This is a genomic window from Neobacillus sp. NPDC097160 (assembly GCF_044762155.1).
In the GTDB taxonomy this organism is placed as follows: domain Bacteria; phylum Bacillota; class Bacilli; order Bacillales; family Cytobacillaceae; genus Neobacillus.
In genome coordinates, this window is record NZ_JBIWDU010000022.1 from 80612 (window position 1) to 95328 (window position 14717).

Below are 14717 nucleotides of genomic sequence, written 5' to 3' on the forward strand. Positions count from 1 at the left end.
GTAGATTCACATGTGCCTGAGCATGGCATTGTCACGTTTCATGTGGTTTATTCCTAAAGGGTAAGGGGCTACATAACAAGTCAGGATTTGATGTCATTATGGAGTTAAAGACTCGTTACAATTAAAGTTTGATAAATGAGTTCATAGAACATTGAATGCTTTGTCATTTTCTTCTGTCCACTTTTTCTTCTGTCTGTTCAAGTTTATGGATTACTTTTTTTAAAATCTTTAACTTCATTCATTAGCAATTGAGATACTTCATTTTTCTCCATTAAAGACAACTTCTTCCCACCCTAAATGGCAACCTTTTCTCCAAGGTTGATAAAGATATTTACCCATATAAAAGAGAAAAGGTCTTCCATTAGTTCATAGAACTTATGGAAGACCTTTTCAAATATTAAACATATTTACTCCATTACGAGAAAATTATGAGCATTACTATATATTAAATCAATCAAACCAATGATATCAAAGGTTTTTATTGATTATTACATCATGCCGCCCATTCCACCCATTCCGCCCATGTCAGGCATACCCATGCCTGCACCAGCTGGTTCTGGTTTGTCAGCAACAACTGCTTCAGTTGTTAAGAACATTGCTGCAACAGATGCTGCGTTTTGAAGTGCTGAACGTGTAACCTTAGTTGGGTCAACGATACCAGCTTCGATCATGTTTACCCATTCGCCAGATGCTGCGTTGAAGCCTGTGCCTACTGTTTCGCGCTTTAAGCGGTCAACGATGACAGATCCTTCAAGGCCTGCATTTTGAGCGATAGTGCGAACTGGCTCTTCCATCGCACGTAATACGATGTTGATACCTGTAGCAACATCACCTTCTGCTTCAACAGCAGCCACTTTGCTGTATACGTTAAGAAGGGCTACACCACCACCGGATACAATACCTTCTTCAACTGCAGCACGAGTTGCGTTCAAAGCGTCTTCGATGCGAAGTTTGCGCTCTTTTAATTCTGTTTCAGTTGCAGCACCAACTTTGATTACTGCTACGCCGCCAGCTAATTTAGCTAAGCGCTCTTGTAATTTTTCACGGTCGAATTCAGAAGTAGTTTCTTCTAATTGAACGCGGATTTGGTTTACACGAGCTTGAATCTCTGAAGATTCGCCAGCGCCTTCAACGATTGTTGTGTTTTCTTTTGTTACAACAACTTTAGTTGCACGACCTAAAGATGTGATTGTAGTTGTTTTTAATTCACGGCCAAGCTCTTCAGTGATCACTTCACCGCCAGTTAATGCAGCGATATCTTCAAGCATTGCTTTACGACGGTCACCGAAGCCAGGAGCTTTAACAGCCACAGCATTGAATGTTCCGCGAAGTTTGTTCACTACTAAAGTAGAAAGTGCTTCACCTTCAACATCTTCAGCAATCAACAATAATGGCTTGCTTTGTTGAACCACTTGCTCAAGAACAGGAAGGATTTCTTGAATGCTGGAAATCTTCTTGTCAGTGATTAAGATATATGGATTTTCTAATACAGCTTCCATTTTATCTGTGTTTGTTACCATGTAAGCAGAAGTGTAGCCACGGTCGAATTGCATACCTTCAACAACATCTAATTCAGTTGTGAAGCCTTTAGACTCTTCGATTGTGATAACACCGTCGTTGCCAACGCGCTCCATTGCTTCAGCAATTAATTGGCCAACTTCTTTGTCATCGGAAGAAATCGCAGCAACTTGAGCGATGGACTCTTTGCCTTCAATTTGTTTTGAAATGGTTTTTAATTCTTCAACCGCAATAGAGACTGCTTTTTCAATCCCTTTACGGATACCCATTGGGTTAGCTCCAGCTGTAACGTTCTTTAAGCCTTCGCGGATCATCGCTTGAGCAAGAACAGTTGCAGTTGTTGTACCGTCACCGGCTACATCGTTTGTTTTGCTTGCTACTTCAGCAACAAGTTTTGCACCCATGTTTTCGAATGCATCTTCTAATTCGATTTCTTTTGCGATTGTTACACCGTCATTTGTAATAAGCGGTGAACCAAATTTTTTCTCAAGAACCACGTTGCGTCCTTTAGGTCCAAGAGTAACTTTTACTGTATCTGCTAGGGCATCAACACCACGTAGCATTGCGCGGCGCGCGTCTTCACTAAACTTAATCTCTTTAGCCATTGTTCAAAAAACCTCCTCGTATTTTCTAAACTATTTTTTAATAAATTACTCGCCTATAACAGCAAGGATATCGTTTTCACGTAAAAGTAAATATTCTGTACCTTGGTATTTCACTTCAGTACCAGCGTATTTTGAGAAGATAATGCGGTCGCCAACAGCAACTTCAAGTGCTACGCGCTCCCCACTTTCTAGTACGCGGCCAGTACCAACGGCAACAACTTTTCCTTCTTGAGGTTTTTCTTTCGCTGAATCCGGTAATACGATACCGCTTGCAGTTTTTTCTTCTGATTCAACAAGCTCAATGACAATGCGATCACCTAATGGTCTTAACAAATCAAACAACCTCCTCAAAAATATATGTAATTCTGACATTATTAGCACTCTCCACTAATGAGTGCTAACACAATTATTATAATAAAGAATCTGAAAATCTTTTGCAAGTATGAAGCATAAATTTTTACAAAAGAATTTTGCTTTTCTACAACCTTAATAAGTATGTGAAAAACTTTCCATTCTATACCGCTTTAGTAAAAAGTTCTTCTAAATTGAAACATCCACAGTTTTAAGAGTAAAATGAATAGTAATGACCTGAAAATTAATTGTCAAATCATCCTAATGAATGGATCAAAAAGGAGATTAAAATTTGAAAAAGGAATATTGGATCGTCATCATTGTGTACATCGCTATGCAGCTCTCCAGTCTTGTCGGGCTTCCTATAATGTTATTCAGCTTTAAATCTTTAGGAATCAGCCAAAGTCTTGCTGTACCTGTTTGGCTGATTGCCAGTTTTTCGATTGCTTTGTTAATCATTCTTTTATTATTACGAAAAGAAATGGTACGCGGAAATTTCGAAAAAAGGAATGGTTCCTCTGTAGGTACTTCGATCATGTGGGCCATTTTGGGTGTCTTTCTAGCGTATTTTGCACAAATTTTCGCCGCCCTGATTGAAACACGCTTAGGCGTTGAAATGGGATCTGAGAATACACAAAATATTCTTCACATCATCGAAACGATGCCAGCGGCGATTTTGGTTACCAGCATTATTGGACCGATTTTAGAAGAAATTGTGTTTCGAAAAATTATTTTTGGCGCGCTTCATAAGCGTTTTAACTTCTTTATCTCAGCATTGATCAGCTCGGTCATCTTTGCAGCGGCACATATGGAGTTTCAGCACATTCTACTGTATTCGGCCATGGGCTTTACTTTCGCTTTTCTCTATGTCAAAACCAATCGCATTCTTGTGCCGATTTTTGCCCATGTCACGATGAATACATTGGTTGTCTTGGTCCAGACTGTTTACAAAGATGATATTGAAAGATTGAGGCGTGAGGCTGAGGCTATTCAAAACTTTATCGGAGGCTTTCTATGAGACGTTCACCATTGTTTTCCGGATTAATATACTTCCTGCTTGGCGCAGTATTTACTTACTTTGCCATCGATGACGTGCAAAAACACGGCTGGGGCTTTTTTAGCTACTTGCTCGTCTTATTAGCAACATTTGATTTTGGCTCTGGGCTAAAAATGATGCTCTTCCATTTTAAATATAAGAACCAGATGAAAAAATAAAGAAAGGGATCCCTAGGGGTCCCTTTCTTTATGCAATTGCCTCTTTTTATAGGCTGTTTTCGTAAACTTTATTGATTTTTAGATAAATTCGCTCAAAAGAGCGCAATTCAAGGTGTATTATTACACTTTTTTGAAAATGATCTTAATTTATTTGCGAATCTGACAGGTTTATTTGCGAAACCATCAAGTTTATTTGCGAAACATACTGTTTTATTTGCGAAACCAAAAAAAGCAATTGAGTAGAGTCCTTTTTTCAAGCTTAGTATCTTCCTTATTTCGAAACTTCCCCTTTATTAATCACCATCCGCTCTTTCCCAAGTATAAAGATAAAGAAGAACGCCAAGCCCGCCGGTATGAGTGCCCAGGTAAAGGTGTGGACGATGGAGCTTGAGAGGGCATCTGTGATTTTTTCGAGAATAGGTGCAGGGATCTGGGCTCTCGCTTGCTCCGATAACAACTCCCGTGAATCACCCTTTGGCATTGGCCCCATTCCTGCGAATGCTTTTTCCAGCCCCTCTTTAAAATCACTTCTTTGAATCATGCCAAATACCGTAATTCCCACCGTCATCCCAAATGAACGAATAAAGTTACTTGTCGAGGTAGCGGAGCCCCGTTGCTCCATGCCAAATGGATGAATCGCCGCCATACTTAACACAGAAAATGAGAAACCAACACCTAAGCCAATCACCACCATATAGATGGTCAGCAGTGCCCTGCTAGTTTCTGGCATTATCGTGCTTAGTAACAAAAATCCGCCAATCAAAATAAAGCCCGATATAAACATGATGTTTCGGTAACTCATTTTTGTCGTCAAAAATCCGCCGACTTGTGCGGTAACGACCGATCCCAGCATCATCGGCAATAAAATCAGCCCTGAATTGGTGGCACTTCCGCCATAAACACCTTGCACAAAAATTGGAATATAAACGGTCGCCGCCATAAACGCTGCCCCGTAAAACAAGCCAACAAGCGTACTTCCGGCAAACAGTTGATTTTTAAACATGGAAAAAGAAATGATTGGGTCCTTCGCCTTTGTTTCAACGAATAAAAAAAGGAGAGATAGTGCTGCAAATCCGGTGAATAAACTTAAAATAACGCTAGAATCCCAAGCATATTTCTGTCCGCCAAGTTCAAGGGCGAACATTAAACAAACAACCGCTCCAATTAAGGTCACAGCACCCCACCAATCAATCGATTGTTTTTGGTGTACCGGTGATTCTTTGTAGGAAATGACAATAAAAATCAGCGATAAAATCCCAAGCGGCAAATTAATATAGAAAATCCAATGCCAGCTGATATGGTCAGTAATATAAGCCCCTAATAACGGTCCAAAGATACTCGACAGCCCAAAAACGGCGCCGAACAAGCCGCCCATTTTCCCGCGCTTTTCAGGAGGAAAGAGGTCGAACATAATCGTAAACGCAATCGGCACGAGTGCGCCGCCGCCAACCCCCTGAATAGCACGGTAAATGCTTAATTGTGTAATCGTCTCCGCTGTGCCGCATAGGACCGAACCTGCCATAAACAATAGTAATCCAAAAATAAAGAATCGTTTCCTCCCATACATATCTGATAACTTACCGAAAATCGGCATCCCCGCCATTTCCGCCACCATGTAGGCTGAAACTACCCAGACAAAGCTCTCCAACCCGCCAAGATCACCGACAATCGTCCCCATTGCCGTAACCACAATCGTGTTATCCATCGATGCCATCAATATACTCAATAATAACCCTGCAACAACCAACCCTAATTTACTTTCCTTCGCTACCATAAATCCCCCTCTATATCTTTTCCGACATTTTCACAGTTGAATTCTTATCCTGGATAAAATCTGTCGAATATTCTACCCGGCCAATTTGACAGCCTGAGCCGATTTTGACAAGGTTTCCCCTGATGATATCCGCCTTCGTATTTTCAAGAAAAACCTCATCCCCTTCAATCACCTTCACAACAAGTGATCCCTCATCCTTTACAAACGGAAGCAGTGCCGTTTTTCTTTTAATCGTGATTTTCTCACCGCCGATCTCCTCTGCCGTGCTGTCGCCAAAACGCAAGCCAATATTGATCGTGTCCGCATTTAGGAGACCTTTGATTTCGAATCCGCCACTTAACTCGAATTTCTCATATTCGACATCACCGCCCACGGAAATACTGCCCTTAATATTTGCCACTTCGCCGTAAAGCTGCTCACCCACCTCAAGCGTGCCAAGAATCTTCATTTTTTTCAATGCAGCCTTTCCATCGATGGACAGCGTCCCCATCACCAGCATGTCACCAGACTCCATATCCCCCTTTACTTCCGATTCACCGATCACTTTTACCGATCCTGCTTTCACATCCGCCAATGTCTCACTCGTTCCGTAAACATGAAACGATGTGCATTCGACATTACTTTCAATCGTCCCTTCTCCGCGGATGCTTACCTTATCGTAACTGCCGCCTGGGTAATTGCCCGATCCATTTACCGTCAGATTTTGACCCTTTTTCATTTCTATTTCCCCCTTTTACACTTTTCTGGACTCTTTTACAATGGCCTTTTTATCTACTGTAAGCTCGCCTGTATATTCCACGAGACCAATTTCACATTTAGCCCCGATCGTAATATGATTGCCACGGACAACAGCTGCCTTTGTATTTTCCAATTCAATTTTGTCCCCTTCGATACATTCTGTTTCCAACTGTGTTTGCATAAAAGTCTTGAATAATCCCATTAATGGGGCTTTGTGTGTAACGAGAATCGTTTGCCCGCCTATTTCCTTTGCCTTACACTCTCCGAAAATTTTAATATCCACGTGATCAGCATTTAAAAGCCCGCCAATCCTAAATATGGATTCCGCATTAAACGTTTCGGCTTCACAATCCCCTTCGACCGTAAGCCTGCCTTTAATTTTGATTTCCTCTGCCTTTACCCTTCCACCGATAGTCGCTTTTCCCGCCACCTTGAAATGATCCACATAGAGGTTATTTTCAATTTTCGCTGTTCCATCCACTGTTAACATTTTGCATTCGAGATTCCCTTTAATTTTTCCGTTTCCGTTAACCTTCGCTTTATTCGTCATGACATTCCCGTTGACCATACCCGAACCATGACATTCAAATACTACACACTCTATATCGCTGTTAACTGTTCCTTTTCCATTGATAGTTACATGGTGAAATTCCCCGCCGTTTGCTGACCCAAAGCCGTTAAGATTCAGGTCTCCCCTTTTTTTCGTATCCATGGTCATTCTCCTTTATAATAGTTTCGCTTTCATCTCTTCCATACATTTCACAAGAGAAAGCTGCACAACGATTTTCGTTCCCTGTTCAAACTTTATTTCCTCCGTATTTATGAGTAAAAAGCACGATGAAACCCCCAATTTTCTTGTCAGCACGATTTCCCCGTTTTTCTGTTTGATTAATCCCCTATTATCCTTTACGACTTGAAGCAGCATTTTCCCTTCATCTAGGTTAATTTCCCCGGATTGCAGCAGCTTCTCTAATACATAGACTTCAAGAATTCTTGAAAAATCAAAATGTGATCCGCCCTTTTCATGCTCAAGATATAAGTCCATAACCGCACCCGAAACAATGTTACGTTTTACTAGTTCATCATTAGTGAAATGTAACTCTGTTACATTAGGAGAAAACATATCTGCCAGTTCATCCAAGGAAAGATTCTCTTTCATCGTCTGAATCTTGTCGATCCGTTCTAAGATCTTTTCTTTTGGAAAAAATGTTTCCTGGCCCGTAAACGTTGACTTTCGAACAAACCATTCCTCTGGAATGAGATCCTTTCGTTTCCAGCGATATAGCTGTCCGTACGAAATCCCTGCCATATCCAATAAATCCTTTTTAGAAATTAACTCCTCGCTCATTAGTAAAAACCCCTTTCTGTCTTATAATGTAACATAACACTGTTACGCATGTAAAGACTGAAAATAAAAAAAGGGCTATTCACCACTTTCTGTGAATAACCCACTTCAACTTATTCTTCTATTTCCTCTGTCTCTGTCGGATAATGCTTTAAAAAGTAAATGAGTGATTGCAGTTCTACTGCTAAGTCGATATGATGAACCCGAATGGACGGAGGGACATTTAATCTTGCCGGGGTAAAGTTTAATATCCCTTTCACATCAGCTTTCACAAGTCGGTCGGTAATCATCTGTGCTACGGGAGCCGGAACGGTTAGAATCGCAACTGATATTTGTGCATCCGTCAGCACCTTTTCCAATTCATCCATATTGTAAACCGGTACCTCGCGGATTTTGGTTCCCATTTTTGCCGGATCGACATCGAAAGCACATTCTATTTTTGTGTTATTATTTTTTAAAAAATTATAGTTTAAAAAGGCCGTACCAAGATTACCTACGCCAATTAACGCAACCTTTGTTAATTCATCCTGGTCGAGTGTTTTACGAAAGAAGGTTAGTAAGTAATTGACATTGTACCCATAGCCTTTTTTCCCTAATGCACCGAAATACGAAAAATCGCGGCGAATCGTTGCCGAATCGACCTTAACCGCTTCACTTAATTCCGCAGATGAGACCCTTTGCTTGCCGGAAGTATGCAGGTTTTTTAAAAATCGATAATAGAGGGGCAGCCGTTTGGCTGTCGCCTGTGGTATCTTCATCGTTTCATTACTCATAATCTCCCACACCCCTTTAAATTTTAGTTAACGATCATTTCACTTGTTCAGTTCGCTTAAAGTCACCATTTTTTCCGCCCGTTTTCTCAACTAAATAGGTCGGTCCAATGACCATGCCTTTATCGACTGCTTTACACATATCATAGACGGTTAAAGCACAAGCTGAAGCGGCTGTTAACGCTTCCATTTCCACACCCGTGTTCCCTTTTGTTTTAACCGCTGCAGCAATTTGTAATTGATAATTTTCTTGCTGACCCTTTTCCCATGAAAAGGAGATATTTACCCCTGTTAAGGGAATTGGATGACACATCGGAATGAGATCCCAAGTCTTTTTAGCCGCCATGACTGCCGCAACCTGAGCTACTGCTAAAACATCACCTTTTTTCATGTCATGATTGGTTATTTTTTCAAAAATTTCTTTACTAACCGTTATGCTGGAATGAGCCAGAGCGGTACGTGCCGTTTCCAGTTTGTCGCTGACATCGACCATCTTTGCTCTGCCTTCTTTATTAAAATGAGTAAATTCTACCATAAAAAATATCCTCCTATCCAAAAATAATACACTATTTTTCCTTTTATGTGTGTGAAACTTTGAACTTTTTTATCTGAGTAAAGACATCGCCTGATACTGAAAGACTAGCGCTTTATTGCCGACATTCCCTTTATACGGTACACTACTAGTATGTACAGAGGTGAATAAAGATGATTTTGTTGCAGGTTAATCAACTACAAAAATATTATGGCGCTGACCTTATTTTATCGAATATAAAGCTAGAATTACAAACGCGGGACCGAGTTGCCCTCGTCGGTCGAAACGGCGCTGGAAAATCGACATTATTGAAGATTATTGCCGGCCACTTGTCACATGATGGCGGTGAGATTATCAAGCCAAAAGAAGTGACGATCGGCTATTTAGCGCAAAATACCGGCCTTGAATCTAATTTGTCCATTTGGGAAGAAATGTTGACTGTCTTCGAACCGCTTCGCACGATGGAAAAATCACTGCGCAATCTGGAAGTGCAAATGGCCGATCCTAATGTGTTCGAAAACACGGTGAAATACGAGAGAATTATAAAAGAATATGATCAGCTCCAAGTGCAATTTAAGGAACAGGGAGGCTATCAATACGAAGCAGATATGCGCTCCGTCCTGCATGGGTTAAATTTTCTCGAAAGTTCCCTAATGATTTCTAGTTTAAGCGGCGGACAGAAAACCCGGCTAGCCCTTGGCAAGCTGCTGTTAACGAGACCCGATATCTTAATTCTGGACGAGCCCACAAACCATCTGGATATTGATACCCTATCATGGCTCGAGCAATACTTGCAGGGCTATGATGGCGCGATTTTAATTGTTTCCCATGACCGCTATTTTTTAGATAAGGTTGTTACACAGGTCTATGAGGTATCACGAAAGCAAATCGCGCGGTTTACGGGTAATTATAGTTCTTACCTTGAACAAAAAGCCGCTAATTATGAGCGCGACATAAAACTTTATGAAAAGCAGCAGCAAGAAGTCGATAACCTAAAGGACTTTATCCAACGGAATTTAGCGCGGGCCTCGACGACAAAACGAGCACAAAGCCGCCGGAAAAAGCTTGAAAAAATGGAGATTATGGACCGTCCGCTTGGTGACGAAAAGTCTGCGACGTTCTCGTTTGAAATTGAAAAACAAAGCGGGAATGACGTTCTAACGGTAGACTCACTAGAAGTTGGTTATGATGGTGACAAGGTTTCTGAGGATATCACCTTTCGCGCCTATAAAGGGGAAAGTATTGCCCTTGTTGGTCCCAATGGAATCGGTAAATCGACACTGTTAAAAACGATTATTAAAAAACTGCCAGCACTTGCCGGTTCGATTTTTTACGGAACAAATCTCGCAATTGGTTATTATGACCAGGAGCAGGCAGAATTAACCTCCAATAAACGCGTCTTGAATGAACTTTGGGACGATTATCCGTTAAAAAGTGAAAAAGAAATTCGGACGGTTTTAGGGAACTTCCTTTTTTCCGGTGATGATGTTTTAAAAATCGTTTCTACTTTAAGCGGTGGTGAAAAAGCACGGCTGGCTCTGGCTAAGCTGATGCTGGAGAAAGCGAATGTATTAATTTTGGACGAGCCAACCAACCACCTTGATTTGGATAGCAAGGAAGTTCTAGAGAATGCCCTGATTGATTACCCCGGGACGATTTTATTCGTCTCGCATGACAGATATTTCATTAACCGGATCGCCACAAAGGTTTTGGAGCTTAGCCGTCATGGCAGTGTAGAGTATCTAGGTGATTATGACTATTATCTAGAAAAGAAATTGGAGCAGAAAGAACTAGCGGCACTAGCCCTCGCTGCATCTACAAAAACGGCTGCTGAAAAGGAAGTTCTAGACAAAAATAGTTATCAACAGGATAAAGAAAGCAAAAAGCTTGAGCGGCAGCGTAAAAGAAAGTTAGAAGAGATGGAATTACGAATTGAAGAGCTCGAGGAACAAATTCAAGCGTACGAGCAGCAATTATGCGCACCAGAAATTTTCCAGGACCATGAAAAAGTATTAGAAATCAACATAAAAAGTGAAAAAGCTAAGACAGAGCTTGAGCAGTTGATGGAAGAATGGGCTGAACTTGCGGAGTAATGAATGAAACCGGGCTTTAGTGGCTCGGTTTTTTTTGCATTTTATAGATATCCACAAAATCTCATGCGTTATCGACAAATATCTGATATATATCGACAAAATAGATAAACATATCAACAAATTTCTACAGGATTTCTACAAAATTTTTAGAAATATCCACTTTTCCACAACATTATTCACATTTAAAAGGTTTTATTTCTAGGCAGTTTTTATGCTTTTCCACATTATCCACATTTACCACTGTTTTTATCCACATTATCAACAGTATACACAGGGTTATCCACAATTTGTTGATTATTTCTGTATTTTTCAAAAAATTTATCCACAAAAAAACCCTTCTTATTCAGAAGAGTTAATTGTTATAAAGTTCGATATCCAATCCTGGAATGGCATTTAATGAAAGGTCAGCCCTAATTCCTTTTTCAAACATGACACTTCCGGCAGCCGCAATCATCGCCGCATTGTCTGTGCATAACGATAATGGGGGGATCACTAATTCAATCTGGGAATTTGCCGAAAAGGCCTTTTCAAGAGCCATTCTTAGTCCCTTATTTGCAGCAACCCCGCCAGCAACTAGAACCTGTCCGACGCCATATTCGGCTGCGGCACGCTCCGTCTTTTTCACAAGTACTTCAATCACACTTGCTTGAAAGCTGGCTGCCAGGTCTTCCGGGGCGATCGACTCACCACGCTGCTCCGCGTTATGAACCGTATTGATAACAGCTGATTTTAACCCGCTAAAGCTAAAATCATAGGAGCCTTCCTCAAGCCAAGCTCTAGGTAAGTCAATTGTTGGACTTCCTTCCTGTGCCAATCGGTCAACATGAGGGCCGCCTGGATACGGCATATTTAATGTCCTCGCCACTTTATCATAGGCTTCACCTGCGGCATCATCCCTCGTTTCTCCAATCACTTCAAAGTGACCATGCTCTTTCATATACACAAGCTCTGTATGCCCGCCTGAAACGACTAGTGCTAAGAGTGGAAATTTCAACTCTGTTACCAGCCTGTTTGCGTAAATATGTCCAGCGATATGATGGACAGGTACTAGTGGCTTGTTATGGGCAAAGGCAAGTGCTTTTGCCGCGTTTACCCCAATTAGAAGTGCCCCCACTAAACCCGGGCCTTCTGTAACGGCTATGGCATCGAGGTCTGAAAAAGTTACATTTGCCTGCTTCATTGCCTCTTCAATCACGAGCGTTATTTGTTCAACATGATGACGAGAGGCAATTTCAGGCACAACGCCGCCGAAGCGCTTATGACTTTCAATTTGTGAAGCCACCACGTTTGCAGCAATTTCTCTGCCATTTTTAATAATGGCGACTGCCGTTTCATCACAGCTCGTTTCAATTCCTAATACCAACAACTCTTTTTTCATAAGTTCACCCACATTATTAATGCATCTTCCTGATTATCGGAATAATAATTTTTCCGGATTCCGCCATTTTGGAACCCTAGCTTACGGTAAAGGGACTGTGCGACATGATTCGTCACCCTTACTTCAAGGGTCATCGTCCTCGCTCCCATCTCCCTAGACACTGACATTAACTTACTCATTAATGCCTCCCCTAGCTTTTTACCTCTGTAGCCAGGCAAAATGGCCACATTCGTTACATGCGCTTCATCAATCACAACCCATGTCCCGCAATATCCGATGATTCGATCGTCTTCCTCAAGAACGATATAGACAGCAAATTTGTTATTATATAATTCATTATAAAAAGCTTCTCTGCTCCATGGCATTGAAAATGAAGCATGCTCCACTTCTAATACTTGGTCAATATCCTCTTCCCTCATCTGACGAAAAACATAAGAATCTACCATTTTTCTTTATCCCTATCCATTTAAAATTTTCCCCTTTGCCTCCAGCCACTTGGCTTCGGCTTCCGCCAAACGTATATAATTTGGAACAAAGGAGTGCACGTCTTCTCCCGGTTTATCCCTGCCAAGCATAGCAAGCTCCGCCGGACGGGGATTGTGTTCCGTTTCACTTGCAAAAATGGCTTGGGAACGTAGAACTTCCTTAATTTTGGCACTATGAAGTGGCAGATCATTTCCGACAAACAAAATCGGTTTGTTCATTTCTGTTAATTTCGCTGCCCAATCGGCTAACATAACTAACTGATCCTGTTCTACAGTCCCCAGTGCTCCGTCCTGATAGTGATAGAGGGCTGTATAGACTTGTCCCCTTCTGGCATCAACTATAGGCGACACATAGCCATTAAAGTAACGTCCTGCTCCCGCTGCCAAAATTTCTAAGCTAGAAATACCGACAAGAGGTATATTTAGGGTCCAGGCTAATGTTTTAGCAATCGTCACACCAATTCTAACCCCTGTATAGGACCCAGGACCCTTCGCAACGACAATCTTCGTTAAATCAGCGGGCACCCTTTCGCAATCCTTCATTAATGTCTGAACCGCCGGCATAATTCGAACGGAGTGGTTCTTTTTTAAATTTGTCATATATTCACCAATTACTTGGTTATCATCAAAAAGCGCTACTCCTAATGGATTGTTAGAAGTATCGATCGCTAGTATGGTCATCTAAAAATCTCCTTACATAATTGCTCATATCTATTTCCTTTAGGTACCAGAGCGATTTTCCGCTGCTCTTGACCCTCATGATATAAATAAATCGTTAATCGTTCAGCTGGAAGCTGCTCTTCAATTAAATGAGCCCATTCTACTACTGTTACTCCATCACCTTCAAAGTATTCATCGAAGCCAAGGTCTTCAAAGGTATCAGCAACCCGGTAAACATCCATATGATACAGTGGCAGCTTGCCTTTATACTCTTTAATGATTGTAAATGTTGGGCTATTAACGTTTCTTTTAATCTCTAAGCCCTTTGCTAAGCCCTTGGTAAAGGTGGTTTTCCCGGCACCAAGATCACCTTCGAGGGCAATGACATCACCTGGCTGTAAAAAGTGAGCCAGTTTTGCTGCGAATTGAGAAGTTTCCTCAGAATTCGTTGTATTTAATTCAAATTGATTCATCTAATCACCTTTTACTTTAACATAATGATTCTCTATCTACATATTACCCTTATTTTTGTATAAAAAAAACCTTAGGATATCTCCTAAGGGTGTTATATGATATGTAATTTACTTGATTTTTGATATTTATGCAAAAAAGCTAATAGTTTAAACTGGAATTCTATCTTTCGTAACTACTATGAAAGCCACTTCTGCCGCTTTTTTCTTCGAGTTTTGGCCTTCATAAGGGTGATGAAGACCATTTTTGCCAATTTTCTTCGAGTTTTGGTCTTCATAGGGGCGATGAAGGACATTTTTTCCAGTTTTCTTCACGTTTTGGTCTTCATAATACTCTTGTGATCAATTTATAAAAAATATATTCAAAACACCATTGATAATAAGCCTAGTCTGTTATTAAAAATCATAAAAAAAAGACGAAACTTTGTTTCGACCTGTTTTAATCATATAAATGGCGGTCCGGACGGGACTCGAACCCGCGACCTCCTGCGTGACAGGCAGGCATTCTAACCAACTGAACTACCGGACCATATTGCGGGGGCAGGATTTGAACCTACGACCTTCGGGTTATGAGCCCGACGAGCTACCAGACTGCTCCACCCCGCGACAATAAAAAGTATGTTTAAATTTGACCACCATATTATCTTATACCAAAATATATATTTTATGTTAAGTTTTAAAGATAATATAGCCTGGCAACGTCCTACTCTCACAGGGACGCATGTCCCAACTACCATCGGCGCTGAGAAGCTTAACTTCCGTGTTCGGTATGGGAACGGGTGT

General features: G+C 41.1%; 16 protein-coding genes, 2 tRNA genes and 1 rRNA gene. 3 read left to right on the forward strand and 16 right to left on the reverse strand.

Annotation, left to right across the window (positions count from 1 at the left end):
• Nucleotides 1–488: 488 nt before the first annotated feature.
• Nucleotides 489–2123, reverse strand: a complete 1635-nt coding sequence (gene groL, locus ACIQXV_RS25445) for a chaperonin GroEL (RefSeq protein WP_402963792.1) — start codon at nt 2121–2123, stop codon at nt 489–491.
• A 45-nt stretch (nt 2124–2168) separates the two neighbouring features.
• Nucleotides 2169–2456: a co-chaperone GroES gene (gene groES / locus ACIQXV_RS25450; RefSeq protein WP_024027274.1), complete on the reverse strand. Its 288-nt coding sequence runs from the start codon at nt 2454–2456 to the stop codon at nt 2169–2171.
• 310 nt (nt 2457–2766) lie between these two features.
• Here groES and ACIQXV_RS25455 point away from each other — a divergent pair, with 310 nt between their 5' ends.
• Complete coding sequence (locus tag ACIQXV_RS25455; RefSeq protein WP_402963797.1) at nt 2767–3492, forward strand: CPBP family intramembrane glutamic endopeptidase; 726 nt, start codon at nt 2767–2769, stop codon at nt 3490–3492.
• Nucleotides 3489–3689: a YdiK family protein gene (locus ACIQXV_RS25460; RefSeq protein ID WP_402963800.1), complete on the forward strand. Its 201-nt coding sequence runs from the start codon at nt 3489–3491 to the stop codon at nt 3687–3689. The genes ACIQXV_RS25455 and ACIQXV_RS25460 overlap by 4 nt, the downstream gene beginning before the upstream one ends.
• Nucleotides 3690–3960: 271 nt before the next feature.
• Here the strand turns inward: ACIQXV_RS25460 and ACIQXV_RS25465 are convergent, their stop codons facing one another.
• The 6 genes from ACIQXV_RS25465 to moaC all read right to left on the reverse strand — a co-directional run bounded on the left by ACIQXV_RS25465 (nt 3961) and on the right by moaC (nt 8851).
• Entirely contained in the window at nt 3961–5463 is a 1503-nt protein-coding gene (locus tag ACIQXV_RS25465) for an MDR family MFS transporter (RefSeq protein WP_402963803.1), read from the reverse strand.
• 10 nt (nt 5464–5473) lie between these two features.
• Entirely contained in the window at nt 5474–6181 is a 708-nt protein-coding gene (locus ACIQXV_RS25470; protein ID WP_402963806.1) for a cytoplasmic protein, read from the reverse strand.
• 15 nt (nt 6182–6196) lie between these two features.
• Entirely contained in the window at nt 6197–6913 is a 717-nt protein-coding gene (locus ACIQXV_RS25475) for a polymer-forming cytoskeletal protein (protein ID WP_402963809.1), read from the reverse strand.
• Nucleotides 6914–6925: 12 nt separating this feature from the next.
• Nucleotides 6926–7549, reverse strand: a complete 624-nt coding sequence (locus ACIQXV_RS25480) for a YhbD family protein (RefSeq protein ID WP_402963812.1) — start codon at nt 7547–7549, stop codon at nt 6926–6928.
• Between the two features lie 110 nt (nt 7550–7659).
• Entirely contained in the window at nt 7660–8319 is a 660-nt protein-coding gene (locus ACIQXV_RS25485) for a redox-sensing transcriptional repressor Rex (protein WP_402963815.1), read from the reverse strand.
• Between the two features lie 34 nt (nt 8320–8353).
• Entirely contained in the window at nt 8354–8851 is a 498-nt protein-coding gene (gene moaC / locus ACIQXV_RS25490) for a cyclic pyranopterin monophosphate synthase MoaC (protein WP_402963818.1), read from the reverse strand.
• Between the two features lie 170 nt (nt 8852–9021).
• Between moaC and ACIQXV_RS25495 the strand changes: the two genes are divergently transcribed.
• Nucleotides 9022–10941: an ABC-F family ATP-binding cassette domain-containing protein gene (locus ACIQXV_RS25495; protein WP_402963821.1), complete on the forward strand. Its 1920-nt coding sequence runs from the start codon at nt 9022–9024 to the stop codon at nt 10939–10941.
• A gap of 352 nt (nt 10942–11293) precedes the next feature.
• On the opposite strand, the gene tsaD is transcribed toward ACIQXV_RS25495, so the two are convergent.
• The 8 genes from tsaD to rrf all read right to left on the reverse strand — a co-directional run.
• Entirely contained in the window at nt 11294–12319 is a 1026-nt protein-coding gene (gene tsaD, locus ACIQXV_RS25500; RefSeq protein WP_402963824.1) for a tRNA (adenosine(37)-N6)-threonylcarbamoyltransferase complex transferase subunit TsaD, read from the reverse strand.
• Entirely contained in the window at nt 12316–12765 is a 450-nt protein-coding gene (rimI, locus tag ACIQXV_RS25505) for a ribosomal protein S18-alanine N-acetyltransferase (RefSeq protein ID WP_402963827.1), read from the reverse strand. Before rimI ends, tsaD begins: the two co-directional genes overlap by 4 nt.
• Before the next feature lie 12 nt (nt 12766–12777).
• Nucleotides 12778–13485 carry a tRNA (adenosine(37)-N6)-threonylcarbamoyltransferase complex dimerization subunit type 1 TsaB gene (gene tsaB, locus ACIQXV_RS25510; RefSeq protein ID WP_402963830.1) on the reverse strand — a complete coding sequence of 236 codons (708 nt, stop codon included), beginning with the start codon at nt 13483–13485 and terminating at the stop codon, nt 12778–12780.
• Complete coding sequence (gene tsaE / locus ACIQXV_RS25515) at nt 13482–13937, reverse strand: tRNA (adenosine(37)-N6)-threonylcarbamoyltransferase complex ATPase subunit type 1 TsaE (RefSeq protein WP_402963833.1); 456 nt, start codon at nt 13935–13937, stop codon at nt 13482–13484. Before tsaE ends, tsaB begins: the two co-directional genes overlap by 4 nt.
• A 147-nt stretch (nt 13938–14084) precedes the next feature.
• Complete coding sequence (locus ACIQXV_RS25520) at nt 14085–14249, reverse strand: hypothetical protein (RefSeq protein WP_402963836.1); 165 nt, start codon at nt 14247–14249, stop codon at nt 14085–14087.
• A gap of 137 nt (nt 14250–14386) precedes the next feature.
• Nucleotides 14387–14463: transfer RNA gene (locus ACIQXV_RS25525), tRNA-Asp, on the reverse strand.
• A 3-nt stretch (nt 14464–14466) separates the two neighbouring features.
• Nucleotides 14467–14540: transfer RNA gene (locus ACIQXV_RS25530), tRNA-Met, on the reverse strand.
• 84 nt (nt 14541–14624) lie between these two features.
• Nucleotides 14625–14717, reverse strand: a 5S ribosomal RNA gene (gene rrf, locus ACIQXV_RS25535); the annotation flags it as partial.

Excerpts from the sequence above, each read along its gene's own strand:
- groL (WP_402963792.1), bottom strand. The coding sequence starts at position 2,123 with ATGGCTAAAGAGATTAAGTTTAGTGAAGACGCGCGCCGCGCAATGCTA.
- ACIQXV_RS25460 (WP_402963800.1), top strand. The coding sequence starts at position 3,489 with ATGAGACGTTCACCATTGTTTTCCGGATTAATATACTTCCTGCTTGGC.
- ACIQXV_RS25465 (WP_402963803.1), bottom strand. The coding sequence starts at position 5,463 with ATGGTAGCGAAGGAAAGTAAATTAGGGTTGGTTGTTGCAGGGTTATTA.
- ACIQXV_RS25470 (WP_402963806.1), bottom strand. The coding sequence starts at position 6,181 with ATGAAAAAGGGTCAAAATCTGACGGTAAATGGATCGGGCAATTACCCA.
- ACIQXV_RS25475 (WP_402963809.1), bottom strand. The coding sequence starts at position 6,913 with ATGGATACGAAAAAAAGGGGAGACCTGAATCTTAACGGCTTTGGGTCA.
- ACIQXV_RS25480 (WP_402963812.1), bottom strand. The coding sequence starts at position 7,549 with ATGAGCGAGGAGTTAATTTCTAAAAAGGATTTATTGGATATGGCAGGG.
- ACIQXV_RS25485 (WP_402963815.1), bottom strand. The coding sequence starts at position 8,319 with ATGAGTAATGAAACGATGAAGATACCACAGGCGACAGCCAAACGGCTG.
- moaC (WP_402963818.1), bottom strand. The coding sequence starts at position 8,851 with ATGGTAGAATTTACTCATTTTAATAAAGAAGGCAGAGCAAAGATGGTC.
- ACIQXV_RS25495 (WP_402963821.1), top strand. The coding sequence starts at position 9,022 with ATGATTTTGTTGCAGGTTAATCAACTACAAAAATATTATGGCGCTGAC.
- tsaD (WP_402963824.1), bottom strand. The coding sequence starts at position 12,319 with ATGAAAAAAGAGTTGTTGGTATTAGGAATTGAAACGAGCTGTGATGAA.
- rimI (WP_402963827.1), bottom strand. The coding sequence starts at position 12,765 with ATGGTAGATTCTTATGTTTTTCGTCAGATGAGGGAAGAGGATATTGAC.
- tsaB (WP_402963830.1), bottom strand. The coding sequence starts at position 13,485 with ATGACCATACTAGCGATCGATACTTCTAACAATCCATTAGGAGTAGCG.
- tsaE (WP_402963833.1), bottom strand. The coding sequence starts at position 13,937 with ATGAATCAATTTGAATTAAATACAACGAATTCTGAGGAAACTTCTCAA.